19 protein-coding genes and 2 pseudogenes are annotated in these 22,683 nt (G+C 40.9%); 8 read left to right on the forward strand and 13 right to left on the reverse strand.

Annotated features, from left to right (window positions below; all coding sequences use genetic code 11):
- Window positions 1-118, forward strand: a pseudogene (locus AC19MX_RS14700) (ISAs1 family transposase); the annotation flags it as partial.
- Window positions 119-706: 588 nt separating this feature from the next.
- Here AC19MX_RS14700 and AC19MX_RS14705 read toward each other — a convergent pair.
- The 5 genes and pseudogenes from AC19MX_RS14705 to AC19MX_RS14725 all read right to left on the reverse strand — a co-directional run.
- Window positions 707-862 (reverse strand): annotated as a pseudogene (locus AC19MX_RS14705) (transposase); the annotation flags it as partial.
- Window positions 863-1,083: 221 nt separating this feature from the next.
- A complete protein-coding gene (locus tag AC19MX_RS14710; protein ID WP_498299037.1) occupies window positions 1,084-2,061 on the reverse strand; it encodes a transposase in 978 nt (325 codons plus the stop codon).
- 403 nt (window positions 2,062-2,464) lie between these two features.
- Entirely contained in the window at window positions 2,465-3,517 is a 1,053-nt protein-coding gene (locus AC19MX_RS14715; RefSeq protein WP_498299039.1) for an acetyl-CoA C-acyltransferase, read from the reverse strand.
- A gap of 39 nt (window positions 3,518-3,556) precedes the next feature.
- The gene (locus AC19MX_RS14720) at window positions 3,557-4,213 is read right to left on the reverse strand and encodes a 3-oxoacid CoA-transferase subunit B (protein WP_498299041.1); all 657 of its coding nucleotides are present in this window, start codon (window positions 4,211-4,213) and stop codon (window positions 3,557-3,559) included.
- 24 nt (window positions 4,214-4,237) lie between these two features.
- On the reverse strand, window positions 4,238-4,939 hold the full coding sequence (locus AC19MX_RS14725; protein ID WP_498299043.1) for a CoA transferase subunit A: 702 nt from the start codon (window positions 4,937-4,939) through the stop codon (window positions 4,238-4,240).
- Between the two features lie 177 nt (window positions 4,940-5,116).
- Here AC19MX_RS14725 and AC19MX_RS14730 point away from each other — a divergent pair, with 177 nt between their 5' ends.
- Complete coding sequence (locus AC19MX_RS14730; RefSeq protein WP_498299045.1) at window positions 5,117-6,001, forward strand: LysR family transcriptional regulator; 885 nt, start codon at window positions 5,117-5,119, stop codon at window positions 5,999-6,001.
- A 101-nt stretch (window positions 6,002-6,102) separates the two neighbouring features.
- On the opposite strand, the gene AC19MX_RS14735 is transcribed toward AC19MX_RS14730, so the two are convergent.
- The 4 genes from AC19MX_RS14735 to AC19MX_RS14750 all read right to left on the reverse strand — a co-directional run bounded on the left by AC19MX_RS14735 (window position 6,103) and on the right by AC19MX_RS14750 (window position 9,316).
- Window positions 6,103-6,912 (reverse strand): HpcH/HpaI aldolase/citrate lyase family protein, encoded by an 810-nt coding sequence (locus tag AC19MX_RS14735; protein WP_498299047.1) that lies wholly within the window; start codon window positions 6,910-6,912, stop codon window positions 6,103-6,105.
- 109 nt (window positions 6,913-7,021) lie between these two features.
- Window positions 7,022-8,152: a CaiB/BaiF CoA transferase family protein gene (locus AC19MX_RS14740; protein ID WP_498299049.1), complete on the reverse strand. Its 1,131-nt coding sequence runs from the start codon at window positions 8,150-8,152 to the stop codon at window positions 7,022-7,024.
- A 16-nt stretch (window positions 8,153-8,168) separates the two neighbouring features.
- Window positions 8,169-8,822 carry a maleylacetoacetate isomerase gene (gene maiA / locus AC19MX_RS14745; RefSeq protein WP_498299051.1) on the reverse strand — a complete coding sequence of 218 codons (654 nt, stop codon included), beginning with the start codon at window positions 8,820-8,822 and terminating at the stop codon, window positions 8,169-8,171.
- A gap of 11 nt (window positions 8,823-8,833) precedes the next feature.
- A complete protein-coding gene (locus AC19MX_RS14750) occupies window positions 8,834-9,316 on the reverse strand; it encodes a MarR family winged helix-turn-helix transcriptional regulator (protein ID WP_498299053.1) in 483 nt (160 codons plus the stop codon).
- A gap of 689 nt (window positions 9,317-10,005) precedes the next feature.
- On the opposite strand from AC19MX_RS14750, the gene AC19MX_RS14755 reads away from it, so the two are divergent.
- Window positions 10,006-11,025: a fumarylacetoacetate hydrolase family protein gene (locus tag AC19MX_RS14755; RefSeq protein ID WP_498299055.1), complete on the forward strand. Its 1,020-nt coding sequence runs from the start codon at window positions 10,006-10,008 to the stop codon at window positions 11,023-11,025.
- A 680-nt stretch (window positions 11,026-11,705) separates the two neighbouring features.
- On the opposite strand, the gene AC19MX_RS14760 is transcribed toward AC19MX_RS14755, so the two are convergent.
- Together AC19MX_RS14760 and AC19MX_RS14765 are read right to left on the reverse strand one after the other, a co-directional pair.
- Window positions 11,706-12,794, reverse strand: coding sequence for an NAD(P)/FAD-dependent oxidoreductase (locus AC19MX_RS14760; protein WP_498299057.1), 1,089 nt, complete (start codon window positions 12,792-12,794; stop codon window positions 11,706-11,708).
- 351 nt (window positions 12,795-13,145) lie between these two features.
- Complete coding sequence (locus tag AC19MX_RS14765) at window positions 13,146-14,291, reverse strand: OmpP1/FadL family transporter (protein ID WP_498299059.1); 1,146 nt, start codon at window positions 14,289-14,291, stop codon at window positions 13,146-13,148.
- A gap of 472 nt (window positions 14,292-14,763) precedes the next feature.
- Between AC19MX_RS14765 and AC19MX_RS14770 the strand changes: the two genes are divergently transcribed.
- Window positions 14,764-15,291 carry a VOC family protein gene (locus AC19MX_RS14770; RefSeq protein WP_498299061.1) on the forward strand — a complete coding sequence of 176 codons (528 nt, stop codon included), beginning with the start codon at window positions 14,764-14,766 and terminating at the stop codon, window positions 15,289-15,291.
- Window positions 15,292-15,556: 265 nt separating this feature from the next.
- Here the strand turns inward: AC19MX_RS14770 and AC19MX_RS14775 are convergent, their stop codons facing one another.
- Entirely contained in the window at window positions 15,557-16,261 is a 705-nt protein-coding gene (locus tag AC19MX_RS14775) for a GntR family transcriptional regulator (RefSeq protein ID WP_498299063.1), read from the reverse strand.
- Between the two features lie 464 nt (window positions 16,262-16,725).
- Here AC19MX_RS14775 and AC19MX_RS14780 point away from each other — a divergent pair, with 464 nt between their 5' ends.
- The 4 genes from AC19MX_RS14780 to AC19MX_RS14795 all read left to right on the forward strand — a co-directional run bounded on the left by AC19MX_RS14780 (window position 16,726) and on the right by AC19MX_RS14795 (window position 21,875).
- Window positions 16,726-17,343: a TetR/AcrR family transcriptional regulator gene (locus tag AC19MX_RS14780; protein WP_498299065.1), complete on the forward strand. Its 618-nt coding sequence runs from the start codon at window positions 16,726-16,728 to the stop codon at window positions 17,341-17,343.
- 363 nt (window positions 17,344-17,706) lie between these two features.
- Window positions 17,707-19,230, forward strand: a complete 1,524-nt coding sequence (locus AC19MX_RS14785) for an aldehyde dehydrogenase family protein (RefSeq protein WP_498299067.1) — start codon at window positions 17,707-17,709, stop codon at window positions 19,228-19,230.
- Window positions 19,230-20,534, forward strand: a complete 1,305-nt coding sequence (locus AC19MX_RS14790) for an oxygenase MpaB family protein (RefSeq protein WP_498299069.1) — start codon at window positions 19,230-19,232, stop codon at window positions 20,532-20,534. The genes AC19MX_RS14785 and AC19MX_RS14790 overlap by 1 nt, the downstream gene beginning before the upstream one ends.
- 363 nt (window positions 20,535-20,897) lie before the next feature.
- Window positions 20,898-21,875, forward strand: coding sequence for a hypothetical protein (locus tag AC19MX_RS14795; protein ID WP_498299071.1), 978 nt, complete (start codon window positions 20,898-20,900; stop codon window positions 21,873-21,875).
- 116 nt (window positions 21,876-21,991) lie between these two features.
- Here AC19MX_RS14795 and AC19MX_RS14800 read toward each other — a convergent pair whose 3' ends face one another.
- Entirely contained in the window at window positions 21,992-22,675 is a 684-nt protein-coding gene (locus AC19MX_RS14800) for a hypothetical protein (protein WP_498299073.1), read from the reverse strand.
- Window positions 22,676-22,683 lie beyond the last annotated feature (8 nt).

The raw sequence follows: 22,683 nt of genomic DNA on the forward strand, positions 1-22,683 counted from the left end.
GAGTTTGAATATGTTACGAGCAGAGCCGACGAAGATAAGCATTGTTGGAAAACAAAAGCGATGCATGATGAATCCATCGATGCTTGAAGCAGTATTAAAGGCTGGATTTAGTAGTTAGGTTAAAAATCAAACACTCATGCGGTGACCCTGGGTAATACCCCTACTGCAACGTCGTATAGTGAGCTAAATTCGGTAGTGATTTTTAACCCGTTTTCGGCAGGAATATTAAATCTGTTTAGAATGTATTGGCTATGAGAAAGTTAATTATGTTGAGTGAGAATCCGAACCTTTTTTAAACATTGTAAGTATGTTTTACAACTGATTTTATTCAGTAATTTATCACTTCATGGTTCGTTGGAAGTAATCCAGTATTGTAATCATTCATTGTGAGCAAAAAATACTCATGCGGTTGCCTCACCCAACTGAATGTGTTTTACAGAGATTTTTTGTTGTATCTGTATTTTCCAAGGCATGGTTTAAATCATCAAAAACTAAGCCACCCATAATTTACAAAAGTAACTTAACTCTTTTTCATGGCTTTGGCGAGGGTTACGATTGAAGTGATCAACTCATCAATTTTATCGATATAGCTAAAATATTATCGTTAAATGAGTGATTTATGTGTCATCTAAGAAATTTAGCACAGCAGAGAACATTGATAGCTATCAAGCATAAGAAGAATTGTAATTTTATTTGGGATGATGACTTACGCGCACAGCCAACGCTGACAATTTGCCGCGCCTTGTCGTCGTTTTCGCTCTAAATGCTCACAATATTCAGTTAATGCTGGTAACGCTCCGACTGCACCTTTAAATAATGCACCAAACTCTGTAGTGATTTTAAGCCAATTCTCTGCGGGGAGAAAAACTAAGCCACCCATAATTTACAAAAGTAACTTAACTCTTTTTCATGGCTTTGGCGAGGGTTACGATTGAAGTGATCAACTCATCAATTTTTATCGATATAGCTAAAATATTATCGTTAAATGAGTGATTTATGTGTCATCTAAGAAATTTAGCACAGCAGAGAACATTGATAGCTATCAAGCATAAGAAGAATTGTAATTTTATTTGGGATGATGACTTACGCGCACAGCCAACGCTGACAATTTGCCGCGCCTTGTCGTCGTTTTCGCTCTAAATGCTCACAATATTCAGTTAATGCTGGTAACGCTCCGACTGCACCTTTAAATAATGCACCAAACTCTGTAGTGATTTTAAGCCAATTCTCTGCGGGGATGTTTAGCCTATTCAGTATGTCCTGGCTGCTTGAACTAATGGCGCCACGCTTATCTTCTCGAATAATCCGACCGGTATCTTCAACCAGTACAATGTAATCTTTAACGCTGAACATGAGTCCGTTAGGCATATTGAGTCTTTCATTTCCCACAAACGGTAATAGCTCTGGTGGTTGCTCGCCTTTCATTGCTGAATTGATTCGGCGCTGAATACTGGTGTAATCTGAGGTTTCTGGAGTGGCGGCCATCTTGGCTCTGACTGGGTTTAAATCCACATAAGCCATACAGGCGAGTACTGCGGCTTCATCAAGTAAAGCCTGGGATTTAAACCTGCCTTCCCAGAATCTGCCTGTGCACTTATCTTCTTTGTTGGCCATTCTGGCTATAGGCTCACTGAGTGAACGCATAAACCAACTGATATCAATTAAGCGCTGTCTGTATTGAATGACACAGTCATTAACCGCCTTTAATTCAAATTCATTCAGGTCTTCACCTTTTACAAACTTGTGAGTCAATAACGTCCCCTTAAAACCTTTATGCCACTGTATTAGCACGTCTTTATCTGACCATGCCTTAGCTTTGACTACATCAACTTTTAACACCACATGCAAATGGTTACTCATCACCGCATAGGCACAAATATCAATGGCAAAGATGGTCGCTAATTCAAGGATGCGTGAATCAACCCATTCTCGGCGATGCTCAAAGTTCTCACCTGTGGATTTATCAAAACCGCAAAGAAATGCCTTACGTACCACACGCGAACAACAGTGGTAGTAAGGCGTATCTTCTAAACTCACGAGGTTTTGTCTTGGTCTAGCCATCTTCAAGTACCATTTGGAAAGGGTAAATAAAGCGTAGTTCAGCGATCAATAATTAGCCAACAATCTTGGGTGTCTTAATTATTCTCGCACCACACGCGAACAGCAGTGATAGTAAGGCGTATCTTCTAAACTCACGAGGGTTTGTCTTGGTCTGGCCATCTTTAATTACCGTTTGGAAAGAGTAAATAAAGCGTAGTTGAGCGCTCAATATTTAGCCAGTAATCTTGGGTGTCTTAATTATTCTTATATTTAGCCAGTAATCTTGGGTGTCTTAATTATTCTTCTTATCTTCTAAACTCACGAGGGTTTGTCTTGGTCTGGCCATCTTTAATTACCGTTTGGAAAGAGTAAATAAAGCGTAGTTGAGCGCTCAATATTTAGCCAGTAATCTTGGGTGTCTTAATTATTCTTCTAAAGAAATGCCTGAGCCATTTGGGTTTACTTTTTCCATATCTAAATTTAAATCACGGCATACCGCCAATGCTTGCGAAGCAAAGGCTTCGTTGACTTCCCAAACATCAATATCATCTTTATTAATACCGGTTTTTTCTAATAACTTATTGACCGCAGGTACAGGACCAATGCCCATAATATCAGGATCCACACCCGAAAATGCGTAACCTATTAGTTTCGCAATGGGCTTTAAGTCATGCTTTTTTGCGTATTCACTATCTGCCATAACTACGGCAGCAGCGGCATCGTTTATTCCAGAAGAATTACCCGCAGTGACTGTGCCATCTTTTTTGAACACTGTTCGAAGTTTTGCCATATCAGCAATAGTACAGCCATAAAGTACGTGTTCGTCTATTGAGAATTGAGTGATCCCTTGTCGAGATTTAAGTTCAATGGGCAATATTTGCTCATTGAAGCGATTTTCTTCGATTGCACGCTGAGTACGACGATGTAATTCTACAGCCGCTACATCTTGCTCTTCTCTTGTAATACTCCACCGCTCAGCGATATTTTCAGCCGTAATCCCCATATGAATATCATTAATGGGACAAGTTAATGCACCCACCATAGGATCGATCATTTGAGTATCGCCCATTTTACTGCCAAATCGAGCTGTTGGAAGCCAGTACGGCGCTCGTGACATTGATTCAGCCCCACCCGCAACGGCCAAATCACAATCATCCAATAACAATAATTGCGCGGCTGAAATAATAGCTTGTAAACCAGAACCACAAAGTCGGTTAACCGTTAATGCTGGAGTAGATTCAGGCAAGCCGCCTTTGAGTGCTGCTACACGGCTGATGTACATATCACGACGATCAGAATGAACAACGTTACCAATAATGCAATGCCCAACGTCTTCACTCTTCGATCCAGAACGTTTAATCGCTTCGGCGACCACTTTTCCAGCAAGTTCAGTAGGGGGTATATCTTTTAATGAGCCACCAAAATCACCAATAGCAGTACGTACAGCGCTTAGAAAGACCACTTCTCTTTTTGACATTCTATTCTCACATATTAATTTTTTATAAAAACTCGTTATCTAAAACTGCATTTCAGGTACATAGTCAGGCACAACCAACTCACCTGCCGTTAGCTTGATAATTTCATCAACAGAGACACCGGGCGCACGCTCTAATAAATGAAACTTACCGTCTTTTATTTCTATAAAGGCTAGATCTGTGAGTACTTTCTTAATGCAGCCCTTCCCTGTGAGTGGTAGCGTACATTCAGTTAATAACTTCGATACACCGTGTTTAGAAGCATGTGTCATGGTGACAATGATGTTATCGGCTCCAGCAACTAAATCCATGGCGCCGCCCATACCTTTTATTAGTTTTCCTGGGATCATATATGACGCAATACTCCCCTGACAATCAACCTCAAAAGCACCAAGTACGGTTAAATCCACATGACCTCCACGGATCATTGCAAATGAATCAGCAGAATTAAATATTGATGCTCCTGTTGCCATCGTTACGGTTTGCTTACCAGCATTGATTAAATCAGCATCAACTTCATCTTCTGTCGGAAATGGTCCCATTCCCAATAATCCATTTTCTGATTGCAACATGACTTCGATCCCTTCGGGAACGTAGTTGGCAACTAACGTTGGAATGCCAATGCCTAAATTAACGTAGTAACCATCTTTTAATTCTTGCGCTACACGCTGTGCTAGCTGTTCTCTTGAAAGTGCCATAACATCCGCCTTTTATTAAATTGATTAGTTAGAACGAACAGTACGTTGCTCAATGACTTTCTCGAATGCCCCTTGAATTAATCGGTCGACATAAATTCCTGGCGTATGAATTTCATCAGGATCTAACTCTCCGGGTTGCACTAAAATTTCAACTTCAACAACAGTAATCTTACCTGCCGTAGCGGCCATAGGATTAAAGTTCCGTGCTGTTTTCCGATAAACTAAGTTGCCATAAGTGTCAGCCTTCCATGCTTTTACAATCGCAAAATCCCCTGTTACGGCTTGTTCCAGAATATATTTTCGTCCATTAAATTCACGCTCTTCTTTACCATCAGCTATAGGCGTCCCATACCCTGTCGCAGTATAAAATGCAGGAATACCAGCGCCTCCTGCACGCATTTTTTCTGCTAAGGTACCTTGAGGCGTTAACTCTACATCAAGCTCTCCTGCCAACATTTGTGCTTCAAAATTGGCATTTTCTCCAACATAAGACGCGACCATTTTTTTAATCTGGCGATCCCAAAGTAGAATGCCTAAACCATGTTCAGTGGTTCCGCAGTTGTTTGAAATAAGAGTAAGCTCCTTTGTACCCTTTCTTTTAATTTCCTTAATTAAATTCTCTGGTATACCGCAAAGTCCAAAGCCACCAGCAATAATAGTCATACCATCAGTTAATCCCGCCATTGCCTCTTCGTAACTGTGTACCACTTTGTTAAAACCTGACATGCACTATCCCCTTAAATATCAGTGTTAATTCTCTAATAAAGAACCTTTGTTACAGCATCTTATAAAACCTTATATTTAACAAATTGATTTAATTCATCAATTAATTTATATTTTAAATAAATAAACGATGAATAATGAATAACACTAATAAGTGGTTTTATTATTAGAGGGTAAAAAATGAATATAACAATCAAACAAATACATGCATTTCATGCTGTAGCCCAAACACGTAGTTTTGCCGAAGCGAGTGAATTAATACATTTATCTCAGCCTGCATTGAGTATCACTATTAAAAATTTAGAGCAGACTGTTGGCGGTAAGCTGTTTACTCGAACGACAAGAAGTCTAGTGTTAACGCCTGAAGGAGAAATATTTTTCCCAGTAGCAAAACGTTTGTTGGCAGAGTGGGAAAGTGCTTTTAATGACCTCAATAATCTATTTTTGCTTAACCGAGGTAATTTATCAGTTGCCGCAATGCCCTCTTTTGCCAGTACACTTCTACCTTCGCATTTACATACTTTTCATAAAAAGCATCCTGCCATTAATATTAAAGTCCACGATGTTATTGCCGAAGAAGCTGTTGCGATGGTAATAAACAGTAAAGTTGAATTGGCTATTTCATTTGACCCTGGTGAAACCGAAGACCTATTGTTTGAACCTTTATTTACCGATGATTTTGTTGCGGTATTACCAAAATCACATCCACTATTAGAACACCCACAAATCACATGGGAGACATTTGCAACATTACCTTTTATTTCCTTGCAGCGCCCCTCTAGCATACGGAATTTAATTAATGGAGCATTGTTAGAGCATGGCATTGTGCTTAATATAGAATTTGAAAGTAATCAGTGGGCGACTATAGGTCAGATGGTTGCAACTGATCTAGGCGTAAGTGCTATGCCTTCGCTATATATTGAACAATTACGCGCAATAGGCGTTATGTGTAGACCACTGATTTCACCCACTGTGAGTCGCCGTGTGGGGATAATAACGAAGCGTCGAAGCCAACTGTCGACCGCAGCAAGTGAATTTAAACAATTAGTACAGCAGAGTTATTGAACCGTTTACAGAGGAAGGATTTATTAACATTTCAGGCGATCTTTCAACGCCATATTCAATGTAGGATGCAAATTTACCTGCATCCATTCTGTCTACATAAGCTATCTGAAATCGACCATTTTGGCTCGTTCCAAAATAGTTCGGGCTCGAATACGAACAGGTTCATCTACCATTTCGCCATCAACTGAAATTGCACCTGCGCCTGAGAATAGAATTTTATTCGCCCAGATGATGTCGGCTTCTGAGGGAACAAAAGCGCGTTTGACCTCGCTAACCTGCTTAGGGTGTATGCATAACTTTCCCGTAAGACCTAGGTTTCGAGCATGGGTTGCATCGTCGAAACTAATGCTTAAATCATTAAGCGCCGTCGTCACGCCATCAATAGGTGCGGCAATTCCTGCCAGCCGAGATGCCATGACTAATTCAGAACGCGCCGGCAGAAGTACTTCGCGCAAATGAGCACTGCCAAGATCAGCGCAAAAGTCTATTGAACCAAAAGCAATTCGTTGAACCCCTAGTGTGGCTGCAATACTTCGGGCATTTGACATACCCAGCGCGCTTTCAATCAGTGCAATGATTGGAGTATTACCCCCAAGTGCTTCAAGTACGCTTTTTATCTGCTGGGGATCTTCAGCCTTTGCTAGCATAACCGCAGCAAAAGGAAGTTGGCGTACTGCTTGCAAATCCTCAATATGCCACGGTGATCCCACTGCATTAATCCGAACAATGACGGGAAGGTCAGTAAAGTCACAGGAAAGAGTTTTACGAGCATATTCTTTTGCATCGTCAGCGACCGCATCCTCAAGGTCGAGAATAATCGAGTCAGCACCAGAAACTGCAGCCTTACTAAAACGCTCTGGTCGGTTAGCTGGTACAAACAGCGGAACGATAATATTTTCAATAGTTAACATTAAATGCTTTCCCTGTAAAAAATAGATATTTGCGAGGCTCAATCTGGTACTGCTTATTATTCACGATAAAACAGAATTAAACGAAAGAACTAACAACAAAGTCTGAGCTTTATCTCTCTGGCTTTTTCAATGCTGGGATCGGGCCGTAATAACGCTCCTCTCCGACGAATATAGCGGCAGGCGCAGGATAAGATACCGGACCATTTGGAGAGTCCACGGTAATACGACGTAAATGTGGATGGCGTGATAGCCCCCCCATATCATTAACCGAAGCAAAAGCGACATCAGCACTGTCAAGTAAGACTTGCGCCTCAATCTTGGATAAGGTTGCAAAGCGTGCGGCAACGATAGCGTCAGTCTGATCACGAATACCCACTCGATCGACATTGGTTGCAAAACGTGGATCTTTACCAAGTGAGGCATCACCCAGAAACTCACAGCAAAGCTTGACCCATTCTCGGTCACTTTGAATAGAAATCAGAATTTGTTGACCATCTTTAGTATCAAAAACACCATAAGGAGAAATCGATGGATGTGCCATACCAACACGTTTAGGCGGCTTTCCACCTTCAAAATGAAGCAGTGGTACGGTAAGCCAATCAGCCATAACATCAAACATAGAAACGGATATTTGAGCCCCTTTACCCGTTAATCCTCGACCAATTAATGCTTCAAGAATGGCGGCGTGTGCAGCTGCACCAGTCGCAATATCGACAACAGAAGTGCCAACCCGTGCGGCCTGTTCCGGTCCGCCAGTAATTGAACAAAGACCTGATTCTGCCTGGATTAGAAGGTCATAGGCTTTTCGATGTGCCATAGGGCCGTCTTCACCATAGCCACTAATTGAGCAAACAATGAGTCTAGGGAAATCTCGCTTAAGCATCTCGAAGTCAAAACCTAATCGAGCCAATGATCCTGGCTTAAGGTTTTGAACAAGCACATCGGCCTCTGATAAAAGAGTGATGAGATCATCTTTCCCCTCAGGCGTTGTTAAATCGACTGTCAGTGTATCTTTACCGCGGTTAAGCCAAACAAAGTAACTGCTCTGTCCCGCTGCAACATCGTCATATCCACGAGCAAAATCACCTTCAGGTCGTTCAATTTTTATAACTTGAGCACCTGCATCAGCCAGTCGAGATGTAGCAAAAGGCGCAGCAACTGCTTGCTCTATTGCGACAACCTTTAAGCCTGCTAGAGGAAGGTTCGAGCCTTGCGAATTGACCTTCGTGTCGAATTTCATGTCAATGATCCTCTGATTAAGATATGTGGGCGTCGACTTGAGCTTCAGGCATGGCAGCGCGGAAACTATCAAGTTCTAGGCACGCAGCCTCGATCCGACAAATTGTTGGAAAAGAAGATAAATTCACATCAAAACGGCGGGCATTGTATACCTGAGGAACTAATAGCACATCCGCGAGAGTTGGTGTGTCACCATGGCAAAATTTACCCGTTTTTGACGACCTAACCAGTAACGCTTCCAATGCAGGAAATCCTCTTTCAATAGAGTTTCGATACCAGACCACTCTATTTTCTGGTTCTACTTTCATATCGTTAACAAGATAATTGAGAACATTAAGATTATTAATTGGATGAATATCACAAGCAATTACCTGACTCAAGGCACGTACTCTGGCTCTGTCGACTGGCGCAGAGGGTAGTAATGGTGGTTCTGGATAGACCTCATCTAAATATTCAAGGATCGCTAAAGACTGAGTCAAGATGGTTCCATCATCGAGTTCAAGTGATGGTACCTGACGTTGAGGGTTAATCTTGGTATAGCTTTCTTTGAGTTGCTCGCCACCATCTCGAAGTAAATGGATAGGAGCCGTTTCATAGGATTGCCCCTTCAAGGCAAGGCCAATACGCACGCGATAGGCTGCTGACGAACGCCAATATGTATACAGTTTCACTGATTTCTCTCCTAATTGGATACGGTTTGTACAAAAGAGTCCACCTTAATAGCTTCAGCATTTAAGCGAACCTTTTTCATTAACAGTGCTAATGTTTCACACTCATCCTCTGATAAACCCTTCAAAGCTTGCCTTTCCACTTCACGAACAATAGGGATCAGTTCGGCCATCGCCTGCCTCCCTTTATACGTCAAACTTAGCAGTACTGAACGACGATCCGTTGGGTCCTCATGGCGCTCTATGTATTTACGTTTTTCAAGACCGGAAACACCTCGAGATACATTAACCTTGGTCATACTAGAATGTTGAACCACATCTTTTGCGGTTACATGTCTATGTTCGTTAAGCACAACTAGCACTCTCCATTCATTGACAGAGAGTCCATGAGATATTGCATAGGCTTCCCTAACCTTGCTACTTACTGACGTGTAGTAAATTCTTACCTGATAAGGGAAAAAATCACTAAAAATAAATTCTTCTGTTGGTTTGCTCATTGCAGTATTGGTCCTCATTTTTATTACAGACCTTAATCATACAGGTGATTTTTTTAATCATATAGGCGAATGTTATTCGACAAAAATGCATTAAATAGCGGCACCCAAGTAATTTACAGCAACTTGAAAATGAAATATGGTTTCATTTGAAACCATATTAATTGATAGCTAAATAATAGCAAGTAATTATCGCATCTTAAAATTATCATTTAAAATCATGTGCATTACTCATAAAAAAGTAACTTATTAGGTTGTAATTAATTTTTTTTTCGAATACCCATCTGGTTTCCCGATACAAAATTATTGACTTAGTTTCATTTGCAACTAATAATTGATTGTTATTTCTACCCTTAATATAAAAACACTCCACTAATGAGTGATTGCTCTCATATCAGGTAAATGATTGTTAGCAGAGCAGATATTAAGTGCTGCAATAAAGGTGCAGTAGGTTGGCACAATGAAGGCTAGTCAGTCTTGCGGAATAGGCATTTTCTAATCTGTTTATTTCTTGTACTTAATGATCGTCACTTTGAACTGGCCGTTGATATAAGCACGCCTGAAATGTCCAATAATCTTGATGCTTTATGAGTGGGGGATGTTACTAGAGAGGTTTAAAGCCAACCGAAATCCAGAGCATTCCGATGGGATACACGAAAAATAATTCAGCTTAATCAAAGGAATCTGTATATATGAAACTCGCAACCTTAAAAAATAATACCCGAGATGGACAACTTGTTGTTGTTTCGCGTGATTTAAACTTGTGTATTGCGGTACCTAAAATAGCGATATCGCTACAGCAAGCACTCGATAATTGGAGCACGACAGAGCCCATGCTTCAGGCTGTCTACCATGATCTAAATAATGGCATTTTGCCGTCACAACCTTTCATACAGGCTGCTTGTGCTGCTCCGCTACCTCGAGCCTATCAATGGGCCGATGGCTCAGCTTATGTCAACCACGTGGAGTTGGTCCGTAAAGCCCGAAATGCAGTGTTGCCTGAGAGTTTTTGGACCGACCCTTTAATATACCAAGGCGGATCAGATGTCTTTTTAGCGCCACACGATGATATTCCACTAGAAGATGAATCTTGGGGTATGGATCTGGAAGGTGAAGTAGCCGTGATTACTGATGATGTTGCTATGGGAACTAAGCCCGAACATGCAGCAAATAAAATCAAACTTATCATGCTGGTTAATGATGTAACGTTACGTAACGAAGTCCCTGCTGAGCTCGCTAAAGGATTCGGTTTCTATCAAGCCAAGCCTTTCGGCACATTTTCACCTGTGGCAGTAACCCCTGATGAGTTAGGCGATGCATGGGATGGTGGAAAACTACATTTACCACTGCTTGTGACAATTAACGGCGAGCTGTTCGGCAAAGCTAATGCGGGCGTAGACATGACTTTTGACTTTCCGACCATCATGTCTCATGCCGCTAAGACGCGTCCGTTAGGTGCTGGTACCATTATTGGGTCGGGTACTGTCTCGAACAAACAAAATGGCGGCCCGGGTAAGCCTGTACCAGCTGGCGGGTTAGGTTATTCTTGCTTAGGTGAGATACGTATGATTGAAACTATCTTGGATGGTAAACCAAGTACGCCCTTCCTTCAATTCGGCGACCATGTTCGCATTGAAATGAATGATGCTAAAGGTGATTCCATTTTTGGCACCATAGAACTGACCGTCGTAAAGTTTGAAGGCTGTAACTGATATTTTTCCAAGCTTATCAAGGGCTGGAACATGTGTAAGATAGGCCCATGTGCATAGCTTAACCATGTGCAAAATTAAATTTTTCAAGCACTAAACGGTAAAAGTCATAATATCAGAGGTTGTTGATCTTTCATGGTCAAAGTACATCTTGAAAGATCTACAGCCCCTAATGATATTCGATTAATTTTTGCTGTTAATTAACCATAAAGCTGCCGCTATTTCTGGGGGTAAAATCTGGCATGGGTCAGCAACGGGTTCTTTTATGTCTAGCCAAAGCCCTCCACCGTCTTTAACAGTAAGAGGTTATGACCAATAGTTTATGACTAGGGCCTGTTGATCTTTCAAGGTTATTTTTGCAGCGAATTGTTGGCCATTTGTACAAGGCAGAGACGTTGAGGTGTAGTTATTCTACATAAAAAGTCGATAACACAGTAAAAATGGCCAACAAACGCTGCCCGAAGGGTTCGGCTAAAAACGTTTTACTCTTTGTTGAATGAATTTTGCTTAGATGACTAGGCATCAATCCATTCGCCTCGATTAAAACGTTTTTAACTCGAACAAAATTCAACCAGCAAAGATCAACAGGCCCTAATAGATATGGGGAGTAAATTATGCTTTTAAGCTCAGTAAGCCAATGCGATACGTAGTGGTACTTCTAGTTATTTACAAGCTCAAAATGCTCAGACCTTCAGGCCAAAGAGTTTGCGATACTTACTGATAAACAGATCTTTACCTTTGATAATGCTCGTTATCCAGTTGCCAAACGTACCAACAACCAAAAATGAGTTGCCTTTATTCGGTCCTAAAGGCAAAAATAGTGGTGCTTTCCCATCCGGCCATGGAACATAAGGTTTGATCTGGTCTAATGCCTTTCCAGCGTTTAACTCTTGTAGCATATTGGTCAACCAAGGCACTTGTCGGCCAACAGCAACAATCGTCATTTCATCCCCGCTATTTGCAACATCACCAGCGGCAAAGACATTAGAAAGTGCAGATGGGCGTAAGTAGTTATCGACATTTACACGCCCCGATTTATCTTTGATAACTTCAGGTAGTCGGTCAAGTAGCACAGACACTGCACGTGAACCGGTAGCGGGTATGATAAGATCAGCTATGAGTGTCGTACCATCAGACAAGCTAAGAGTACCTGCATCGGGATAACTTAAACTCTCAAAATTGTTAACTCTCACCCCAAACTTTATATCAACACCAGCGTCTTCAAGTTTTGCGGTAAGAGAAGATCCAAACTTAGGTGGCATTTGTGGAAATAAGCTAGTCTCGCTGGAGATCAACGTGACATTTTTATTTGGCATTTCATAGCTTATTTCTCCAGCCATCTCAGTGCCAACAGTTCCCGCGCCAACAATCGCTACAGACTGAGCGGCCTTTAACTTGGCATGTAACCCAGTTATGACAGCACGAAAATCATCAATACTGTCGCCAGCAGGTTTAAAGGTTGCACCATTGGTAGATCCGGTCGAGATCACAATAAAGTCGGCATCGATTCGGGTGCCATCCTTTAGTGTTACACCGCCTTCGTCTACGCTAGTTACCTGCCCACGCAGTACTCTACCTTTTGAAAGGAGTTTATCGTAAGGCATTAAAGCGCGATCCAATAATGTAGGGGACACCACAGCGCGTATCATCGCGGGGGCATGAACGAAGACTTTACGTTGCTCTATAAGTGTAACGTCAAGATCATGTTGTAACGCCTTAGCTAAATCAATACCTAAATAGCCACCACCGACTATTACAAGTTTCTTTGTCATCTTTTAAAACCTATTATTTTTTAGATAAATGATTTATACAAACCATCACTTTTAACTGTGCTGTAATTAACTGTGCTGTAAATAGTTGAGTTAATATAGTGCGTAAAATATAAGGCTTAAGTATCTGCCGTAGTCGATAATTATACTTTAACAAAAATATGAACTCTGCTCGGGTAAAAAAGGATAGGTAAGGCAAAATAGCAACAGTTGCCCTATTTCATATCAAACTTGTTATTTATTATGCTAACAAGGCACTGTTGGCAAAAAAAGACCTGTTTGATAACCGATTATTATCCCGAACAGAGGTTAATAATATACCTGAATCTAAGTTTGTCCTAGGTAGTCATACTCTTAGAAATTATGCTTCACTGTGAGTGTAAAACTCGTTGCTGTAGAGTCATTAAATTCACCAATAACGCCAGTTTTATCTCCAATATCAACAAAATTCACAAACCCAGTAACCGACGTATTATTGATCGTATAAGTGGCGCCAACCCCAAGTTGTATAAAGTCACCAGTTAGAGCTGTTAATGTTTGCGGGCTATCATCTGGTACACTTTCGTACCCACCGCGTACGATTGTTGTCCACGTAGGAGAGAATACGTGCGCCCATCCTAACGAATATGTAAATGTATTCTCATCAAGGCTAACAATTGGCATGCCACTGGGTGTAACGACATTATATCCATCCCAATGTACCCATCTTACCGTTCCGAAAATCAAATCTTGTGTAGTGACAGGAAAACGAACATCTAGATTAAGGGATTCAGGCGTAGTTAACGTAAGCACGCCGGTATCGACTAATTCCAAATTAGAATCAAACGTCTCTTTTGCGTCTAACTTATTTGTAACTTCTGAAAAATAAGTTAGCCCGACGAGCGCATAATACTCTGGAATTTCATATGTCACGCCAGCTATATAGCCGAAGCTTAGCCGGCCATCACTTTCAAGCCCATATCCGTTTGGTGCCGCTGGGCTTAGACCCGCTGGAAAATATGTTTCGGTATTTTTTTTATGAACGCTTACGCCACCATGCACACCAACGTTGTCGTTAATTTTGTAGCGCAAAAGACCGCTGATACCATGGCTTTCTGCAATCAAGCTTACTCCTTCATAGGTACCAGATTTATAGGTAGATTGCCTGTAAAATGGCATATCTTTGATTATTGCGAACGAGAACTTCTCGTTTATATCCTGCTTATAAGCAAATGTAAAATCATCAAAATCATCCGAAACTTGGCCTGTATTTTCTCCAAAAATAGCGTCTGTCCCCTCAACATCTACCCAGACTTGGGTGAATGAACCCTGAATAAAAGTGCCTTTATCAAACAGCGGAATTATAGACATACCACTATAGTCAAGTCCTCCCGCGGCTGCATTTCCACTGGCAATCGCTATTGCAACCGTATAAAGCCAATTTCTTTTATTACATTTATTTTTAGTATTTTTAGTATTTTTAGTATTTTTAGTATTTTTAGTATTTTTAGTATTAAACATTTTTCTCTCCCCATTATGTATTACAAAAAAATAAACAACCCTTTTTCAAACGCCTCTTGGTATACAATTTATTAACAATATACATAAAATAAACACTTATACTAGTAAAATGTATACCAACAAGGTAGATTTATGTTTTTAGTTAGGTAGATTGCAATTAAAAATGAGACTTATTAGTCAGTCTGTTTGTTCTACGTTGAGAATAATCGGCATAAGAAAAAGAAGTCATATATGTGGGGGATTCAGGTGAACGCGTAGTAAGAAATGAGGTATTTTCGAGAAAAAATAAAAGATCATGCTAGAAACATCTATACCTTAATCAAAAAAGGTACTGCGGTAATGCTGTCAATACCGGTAGATGATGAAGCGATAATTGTGATTAAGCAGATAGAGAAAGAAATACAACTCTCTTAGGTAATTTAACTAACAGATTAATTATATTAATAATTAAGTCACATCACAGGAAAAAAATATGTCCGTAAATGGTTTGCACCATGTAGCCTATCGCTGTCGCGATGCTAAACAAACAACCGAATTCTACAAGAAATACATGGACCTAGAACTGACTATCTCTGTTGCAGAGAACAAGGTTCCATCAACAGGTGAATGGTCTCCCCATATTCACATTTTCTTGAAAATGGGCGACGGTTCATTTTTAGCATTCTTTGAGTTACCTGAGTCACCTGACATGGAGAAGGATCAAAATACACCTGATTGGGTACAACACCTTGCACTACACGTCACTGACATGGAAATGCTACTAGCCTATAAAAAACGCTTGGTCGACGGCGGCATCGAAGTCGTTGGACCCACTGATCACGCAATCTGCCAGTCTATCTATTTCTTTGATCCCAATGGGCATCGAATGGAGTTGGTTATTGACACAACAACACCAGCAATGGCCTCTGTATTAAGCCGAAGATCTGGGCCAATGCTAGAGGAATGGTCCAAGACAAAACGCGCTCCGGATGTAGATGACTTTATGCACGGCAACACTTAAGGGCGTCATTATGAACCTATCTTGTGTGCTCTTTATTTTAGGGTACACAAGTCCTATATTCTGACGCCTAGAGACTTTAATAAACATAACCTTTAGGCGACAAAACATTAGGGCCTGTTGATCTTTCAAGGTTATTTTTGCAGCGAATTGTTGGCCATTTGTACAAGGAAGAGACTTTGAGGTGTAGTTATTCTACATAAAAAGTCGATAACACAGTAAAAATGGCCAACAAACGCTGCCCGAAGGGTTCGGCTTAGATAAACGATCAAATTCCAATGGTTGCAGCCACTTGACCTGCTGCTGAGAGTTGCTGGTGAGCACCTTTCGAAATTAAATCCGCAGCAACGAGAATATGTTCCTGCATACGATTAGCTGCACGAGTAGATTGACCAGCTTGCAGGCTAGCAAAAATCTGTTCGTGATCCCTTTGTGCCCCTTCCAACAGGATCATATTTGGGCTGGCCTGCGTTGTTGCTATCACTTTAAATGAAAGCATCGGCATCAACACTACCTTTGCTAAAGAATCACTAAGGGTTTCGTTATTTGCGGCATCTACAATAGCTTGATGAAAACGATCATTCATATTTCGCCATTTTTCGTGCTGGAATCCAACGCCTCCATCTTTAAGAAGTGATCTTCCTTCTTCGATACAATCTTGCAGAATAGCATTTGTCATGCTTGGCAACCCAGCTTCGCATACAATTTGGCAAGCCAACCCTTCCAATGCCCCACGAACCTTGAACGCATCAAAAATAGTTTCAAGGTTGATATTTCGAACCCGATAGCCTCGTTGTGATTCAAACACCAACAGTCCTTCGTTTGCCAATGCCTGCATTGCAGCACGGACAGGCGTACGAGACATATTTAGAAGTTCACTGACCTGCCTCTCTGTAATGTGTGCTCCATCAGTAATCACGCCGATTAAAACAACTTCACGCAGTTTTTCAATGGCTTTTTCGGTTAACGTCAAAATATTTCCTTCTGGTATACATTTTTAAATAATATACATTATTTGTTGCCGACAAAACTAAGATCTTAATCACTATAGGTAAAAAATAATGGCCTAAAAATCACGGTCAACATCGTGTGGAATGCCCTATTAAAGATAGTGTTCACAGTGAGTGTTTCATTTTTAAATAACAAAAGATAAAAATAACCACAATATCTCCCGAATAAAACCCCTAACCTTTGTACAAGCAATTTATAATAAGCAGTCATGATGGCTTGATGTGGTCAATAAATTATACATAATATAAAAATTACCAGATATAGTTCAAAAATTTACTGCGTAGTTAAAAGTTGCTGATAATGATGTGATATATTGAAAACCAACAACATATACTTCTCTAATTTTCTTAAAGTTGAGTATTTAGATAGTCAAGTTTTACCTCGGTCATTGACCAGATATTAACGCTAACAAGAGGCTGTTTCACCTTGGACGCAAGACAAATAAAAAGTAGAAAAAAGATCGAAAAGGCACTTGCAACGCTACTAGAGACCAAATCTTTAGATGAACTGTCTATCGAAGAAATTGCGCTGACAGCAGGAGTTTCACGTCCAACGTTTTACCGTAATTATTCAGGGCGACAGGCAATTTTAGATGAGGCGATGCACGAATGGCAAGATCAACTGGATGCTAAAATTGATCAAGTAAGACAACACAAGGAGGCACCCAGTATTAACCTTTTAGCCGGGTACTTTCAAATCGTTTTCGAAAGCATCGATCCTGAAAATACTCTGTTGCACCTAGCGATTAAAGGGCATGCAGGCTCAAAGACAACGTTATTACTACAAGAACGCGGCCATACAAGGGCCATGAGTTTGCTCAAAGAGTCTTATGGTCATTCGCTAAGAGAGGAAGACATGCGGTTTATTGCGTCTTTTACAACAGCAGCATTGGACGGTATTTTACAAAAGGTCTTACAAAAAGATCATCCTTGGGATATAGAAACGACTTCATTCAATATTGCACAGCTTATTCATCTTGGTGTTGATAATTTTAAACCTTTTCAAGCTGATAAAAACAACTCCCCCCCTGCAGTTCCCTGTTAATCGACATTGACGAATTCGTTTTTTATATTAAAAAATATGCCCACGAGGATACACTCGTGGTTCTATCCAACTCTCTCGCTTCGCAAGTTTTAGAAGCCTCACCCCCATAAAACATAACCATTAAGAAATCACTTTAATCTCCGTATTCATATCCGGTGAAAGACTGCTGGATTAAATATCTTTTATTACTCAATAAAATTTGCACTTACGTTACAGTTTGTAATACACTATTTGCGTTACAGTTTGCAACATAAAAACATCAAGATCTTTAATGCAAATGTTAACTACCCATAAAAACAACACAACGAAAACAACACAACAATTCTTAACAATGCTCTACAGCATTTTTACTTGGGGGTAATTATGAATACAAAAATAATACAATCGGCTTTAGATTTAGTCAGCGCCACGTCCCGCGATTTCATTCAGAGCAATCCTGGACTGTATATCAACGGTGAATGGGTCAATAGTAATGCTGGCCAAACGGTAGATGTGATTGATCCATCGACTGCAACCGTCATAGGTCAGACTGTTCGCGCAACAGCACAAGATGTTGATAAAGCATGTGCGGCAGCAAAAGCAGCCTTTGCTATTGGCTCACCATGGCGTAAATGCAGTCCTCAAGACCGCGAGAAGTTACTTAACAAACTGGCTGATGCTATTGAGGCTGATGCTGAAACACTTGCTGACCTGATCGCAATTGATCTCGGCCTGCCACGCCATCTTGCGCTTAACTTTGAAGTGCTTAAAACAGTTCAGACATTCCGTTACTTTGCGGGCTACCCAACAAAAATTAAGGGTGAAACGATTGATATCGGCCCAGACATGCACGAAGGCGATTACTTTTGCTACACAACACTCGAACCTGTAGGTGTTGTTGGTGCCATCATTCCTTGGAATGCGCCATTGATGATAGCAAGCTGGAAATTGGCTCCTGCACTTGCTGCTGGTTGCACCATGGTTATGAAACCTTCAGAAGACGCTTCTTTGGTTGTGCTTCGTCTTGCTGAGCTCACGCGTCAGGTTGGTTTTCCGCCTGGTGTATTCAACGTTGTAACAGGCGAAGGTCCTGTTGTTGGCGAAGCAATCTTGGACAATCCTGACATAAACAAATTTGCCTTTACCGGCTCAACTTCTATCGGTAAACACATCCACGAAAAAGCATCAAATAGAATGGTGCGCCTCAGCTTAGAACTAGGCGGAAAAAATCCAGTCATTGTTATGGGTGATGCAGATCTTGAACCTATCATCCCGATGATTTGCATGGCGACATTCGCCAACTCAGGTCAGATCTGTGTATCAGGTTCTAAGGTTATTGCGCACACCTCTATTGCTGATAAATTGGCTAAAGCTTGTATTGAATTTACAGAGAACTTACCACAAGGTAATGCATTGCAAGATGGTAACATGATCGGTCCTATGTGCTCTGCAACTCAATTTGAACGTGTAATGAACTACATTAAGCTTGGCGAAAAAGAAGGTCGTGTACTAGTAGGAGGAAAGGCAATTGAAAGTGATGGTTATTTTATTAAACCCACTATTATCACCGATCTGCCTAAAGACAGTGCTTTACTTACAGAAGAAATTTTTGGCCCTGTAATGACCATAGAAACATTTGATGATATTAACGATGTTATCCAGGCTGCCAATGCCTCTGATTATGGTTTATGTGCAACCATTTTTGGTTCAAACCACGCAACATTACAAAGATCAGCACGTGACTTACGCGTTGGGACGGTGTTTATCAATAGTGCGGCCTTCCCACCAGCAGGTGTACCAACTGGCGGCTTTCGTCAATCGGGAGTTGGACGTGATTTAGGTACTGAAGGTCTTGGCGGTTATTTAGAGTCAAAATCTGTTATTGCACGTATCGGGGAGCAACACTAATGAATTTACTTGTTGAAAAAGACCTTGAAGCCGAACTTGCTATAGACCAAGCCATGTTAAAAATAGCAGAGGGGCGAACCGCTCCTCCAAGTGACATGGTAATTTACCCATTTGCAGAAAACCCTGCCAGGGATAATACAGATAAGCTGATGAAGCTTTTGTTTAAGGAAGTCCCTGATTATGACCCTGTACTTGCGAAAAAAATCGGTATGGCAAACTGGTCTGGTGATCCACTATCGGATGCTGCCATCCTTAAGATCCGTCGCAACGGTGAAAACCCTCATGAAGTCATTAATCAAATTTTGTCTAGTGGTATTGATAAGGTTGAAAACCCATCACCTGAGTTGGAAGCGATTTGGAAAGAAGTTTCTGAAGATCCACAATGGTTGGATTGGGATAAAATAGAACTCGGTGCAAAGACTTATCGGGGCTATGGCCCTTATGGTTTTCAATTCCAAGGTATTGCCACATTAGACGGTTACCGAGTTCGAAATATTTCTCGTACCTTGATGTCTACGGGGCAATATTCAGATGATACTGCGTTTAAACGTTTCTTGCTGACTTGTAATTTTTGGACTGAAATTTCTGAAGTGGGCGGCATGAAAAAATTTGGGGAAGGCTGGAAAACAGCGCTTCGCGTGCGCTTGCTGCATACACTTATCCGTCGGGCGGTGTTTAGTAGCGAAAAATGGGATCCTGAAGAGTTTGGTATGCCGATCAACCAAGCGGGTTTACTGGGTGCACCAATTATTTCCGCTTTAGTTTTGGGTAAAGCCAGTCGTATGTTGGGTCGAAAAGTCACCGATGAAGAAATCGAAGCAATGATGCATTTATGGCGTTACGTGTCGCATGTAATGGGTTACAGCTATGATATTCCATTCCCTACAACGATCAAAGAAGGGCAGAAAATTTTGTATCACTTGATGCTTGCGTCTGAAGCTTCGGATGATCCCGATGGTATTCGCTTGTGTAAATCCTTTATGGATTGTTTTGAGCCACCTAAAGAGCTTAAAGGTCTTGAAAGATTTACACGTTGGTGGGAATACAAATCAAACATAGCGATGACCGCATTTTTTGTTTCACCCGGAACACATGAGGCTGCAAAGCTTCCTAAAGCTAAGTTTTGGGGGCTTATTTATTTGCTTGTTACTGGGCCAAAGAATTTTATTCGAGGCACGCGTCGGCTTAACAATCCGGCTTATGCCGAAAAGCTTGATAAGAAAATAACTAAAGAAAGACGAGATTGGGTAAATAGACAGCTCGGTGAGGCGGATCTCGTCTATCGACCTCAATCTAAGTTCTAGGCAATAGCGGCCGGTGAATATCTTAGCGTTTTCATCGGCTTTGACCGTCTAACGAAAAGTAATGGAGCGCTTTTATGTGGTGTTGTCGTCAACAAGACCAAATTCACTGCATTAGTCATCCCCAAAAGGCGTCTTACAGAGCGAACGATACGGCTAACCGTGTTGAATGAGTAATACAAGCAAGTGTGTTGTCTTAAAGGCTACCGACCAACATAGGTAATCTAAGTGATGCCCTATGTTTAATTTGAAGTAAACCCTTCTATCCCACTTAGTGTTACTTATCGCCATAAAAAGCTCACTCGCTTATCACTCAATCAATCTAAAAACCGATGTACTCAGACGCACACTTAACGAGATATTAAAATGACTAATTACACTACCGACTACATTAAAGCAGATGCTACTCATATCGATTTCCCCGTCACTAATCGAGAACAACATTTTGAGTGGTGGTACTTCGATGCTCATTTCGATAATGGCGACTACCTTGTTGTAATGTACTCACTAAATGACACAAGGTTAAAACCAAGACAACCCTCTGTCCGATTAAATTTATATACAAAGGGACAGCCTGAAATATCGAAAATAAAAAAATATACCGAAGCAGAGGTATCAACGAGCTATGACAAATGTGATGTTAAATTAGGCGAAGAATACTGTCGAGATAGTGGTGATTACTACGAAATTTATACTTTAATCGATGGTTATGGTGCCAAGCTAAAATTAAATAAAAACAACCACCCATATACATCTGAAGGAACGCCATCTCCTATGCCTTGGACCGTTGCGGTGCCGTCTGGCGATATTGAAGGTGAGCTTTATAAAAACGGCGAAACTATTCAAATCAAAGGGACTGGATATCACGACCATAATTGGGGTGAGAAAAGTCTAGCTGGCATGATTAAAAATTGGTATTGGGGGAAAGTACACTCGCCAGATATTTCAATCGATTATTCAGTTATTATGGATTTTAAAGACAATATAATGATGACGGTAGTATTGGTTACTGATAGCGAAAACTTAATCATGTCACCTTCAGACTCTCTTACTCACCCTGAAACCGTTTCATGCATCGCAACCATTAATAAGACGATGACAGAAGAGTCTATGGGCTACACATTTTCAAAAAGCTTAACCCTGAAAGGTTCAAAAGATGATCTAAGCTTTATCGTAAACATCGATCTAGAAGAGTTAGTCATGATTGAAAAAGGCCAACTGCTCCCAGGTGAAGATGCTTATCGATATACCGCGAAAGAAGAATTAATGGTTACTCGAAATGGCATTACACAAACCTATCTTTCTGATGGTTTGCATGAAATCGTTTATCCAAAAAGTGAATAAGTAATTTAACACTTAATCTCTGCCTGATGCCACTACAGGGCGTTGACACTTGGCTTTGCGGCGTACGGAAGCTTCAGCGGAAGTGCATCCGACAACAGCCACTTTATCGTTGATAGTCACGCAAGGCGTAGAAATTTTTTACCAATCCGTGGATGAATCATATGTCCATGAACGGGAATAGGTGGTGTATTTACATAATACAAAATTTTTATCGGAACCTTTCCGATGATGTAATACCAAGTAGCATAAACAACCTTCTTAGGGCACCCATATTGAATGACTTGTATAGGGCTGGTAGCTGCATAATTTTTATTATTTAATTTTATCTTGTTATCCACAGAAAAATATAGATCTGGGTGCGCTTTCCCTGAAAGAATACACTCTGCAAAGCCGGACAGGTCAAAGGGGACCTTGTCATCAATGATCTTACAACCAAAAACCTTTACCAGATAAAGGTGGCAGTAGAGAATCCCTTGTTTAAAATCGCATGAAAATATCTTCCCTGCATTTAGAGTTTTACAACTTCCTATAACAGACTGATTTTTCAAAAGATAGCCAGCTAACTCACTCCAAGCCTCATCATATTTTTGAGTTTGAGTTGTGTTACAGTGATGACAGATTTTCGCTGAATACTTCGCAAAGTTACTCTTCACGCTTTGGAGAATCTTAACGGTACCATCCTGTTTTGTGTACAGTGGAGACTGCTGCGTAACTACCCCAAAAATCGAACGTAGATCAGATGCTTTAACGCGATGTTCTCTGGTTGTGGCTTCTCTACCGCATATCCAGCAGATATTCATCTATTCCC

This window comes from Shewanella sp. MF05956 (assembly GCF_059758055.1).

Excerpts from the sequence above, each read along its gene's own strand:
- AC19MX_RS14710 (WP_498299037.1), bottom strand. The coding sequence starts at position 2,061 with ATGGCTAGACCAAGACAAAACCTCGTGAGTTTAGAAGATACGCCTTAC.
- AC19MX_RS14715 (WP_498299039.1), bottom strand. The coding sequence starts at position 3,517 with ATGTCAAAAAGAGAAGTGGTCTTTCTAAGCGCTGTACGTACTGCTATT.
- AC19MX_RS14720 (WP_498299041.1), bottom strand. The coding sequence starts at position 4,213 with ATGGCACTTTCAAGAGAACAGCTAGCACAGCGTGTAGCGCAAGAATTA.
- AC19MX_RS14725 (WP_498299043.1), bottom strand. The coding sequence starts at position 4,939 with ATGTCAGGTTTTAACAAAGTGGTACACAGTTACGAAGAGGCAATGGCG.
- AC19MX_RS14730 (WP_498299045.1), top strand. The coding sequence starts at position 5,117 with ATGAATATAACAATCAAACAAATACATGCATTTCATGCTGTAGCCCAA.
- AC19MX_RS14735 (WP_498299047.1), bottom strand. The coding sequence starts at position 6,912 with ATGTTAACTATTGAAAATATTATCGTTCCGCTGTTTGTACCAGCTAAC.
- AC19MX_RS14740 (WP_498299049.1), bottom strand. The coding sequence starts at position 8,152 with ATGAAATTCGACACGAAGGTCAATTCGCAAGGCTCGAACCTTCCTCTA.
- AC19MX_RS14750 (WP_498299053.1), bottom strand. The coding sequence starts at position 9,316 with ATGAGCAAACCAACAGAAGAATTTATTTTTAGTGATTTTTTCCCTTAT.
- AC19MX_RS14755 (WP_498299055.1), top strand. The coding sequence starts at position 10,006 with ATGAAACTCGCAACCTTAAAAAATAATACCCGAGATGGACAACTTGTT.
- AC19MX_RS14760 (WP_498299057.1), bottom strand. The coding sequence starts at position 12,794 with ATGACAAAGAAACTTGTAATAGTCGGTGGTGGCTATTTAGGTATTGAT.
- AC19MX_RS14765 (WP_498299059.1), bottom strand. The coding sequence starts at position 14,291 with ATGTTTAATACTAAAAATACTAAAAATACTAAAAATACTAAAAATACT.
- AC19MX_RS14770 (WP_498299061.1), top strand. The coding sequence starts at position 14,764 with ATGTCCGTAAATGGTTTGCACCATGTAGCCTATCGCTGTCGCGATGCT.
- AC19MX_RS14785 (WP_498299067.1), top strand. The coding sequence starts at position 17,707 with ATGAATACAAAAATAATACAATCGGCTTTAGATTTAGTCAGCGCCACG.
- AC19MX_RS14790 (WP_498299069.1), top strand. The coding sequence starts at position 19,230 with ATGAATTTACTTGTTGAAAAAGACCTTGAAGCCGAACTTGCTATAGAC.
- AC19MX_RS14795 (WP_498299071.1), top strand. The coding sequence starts at position 20,898 with ATGACTAATTACACTACCGACTACATTAAAGCAGATGCTACTCATATC.
- AC19MX_RS14800 (WP_498299073.1), bottom strand. The coding sequence starts at position 22,675 with ATGAATATCTGCTGGATATGCGGTAGAGAAGCCACAACCAGAGAACAT.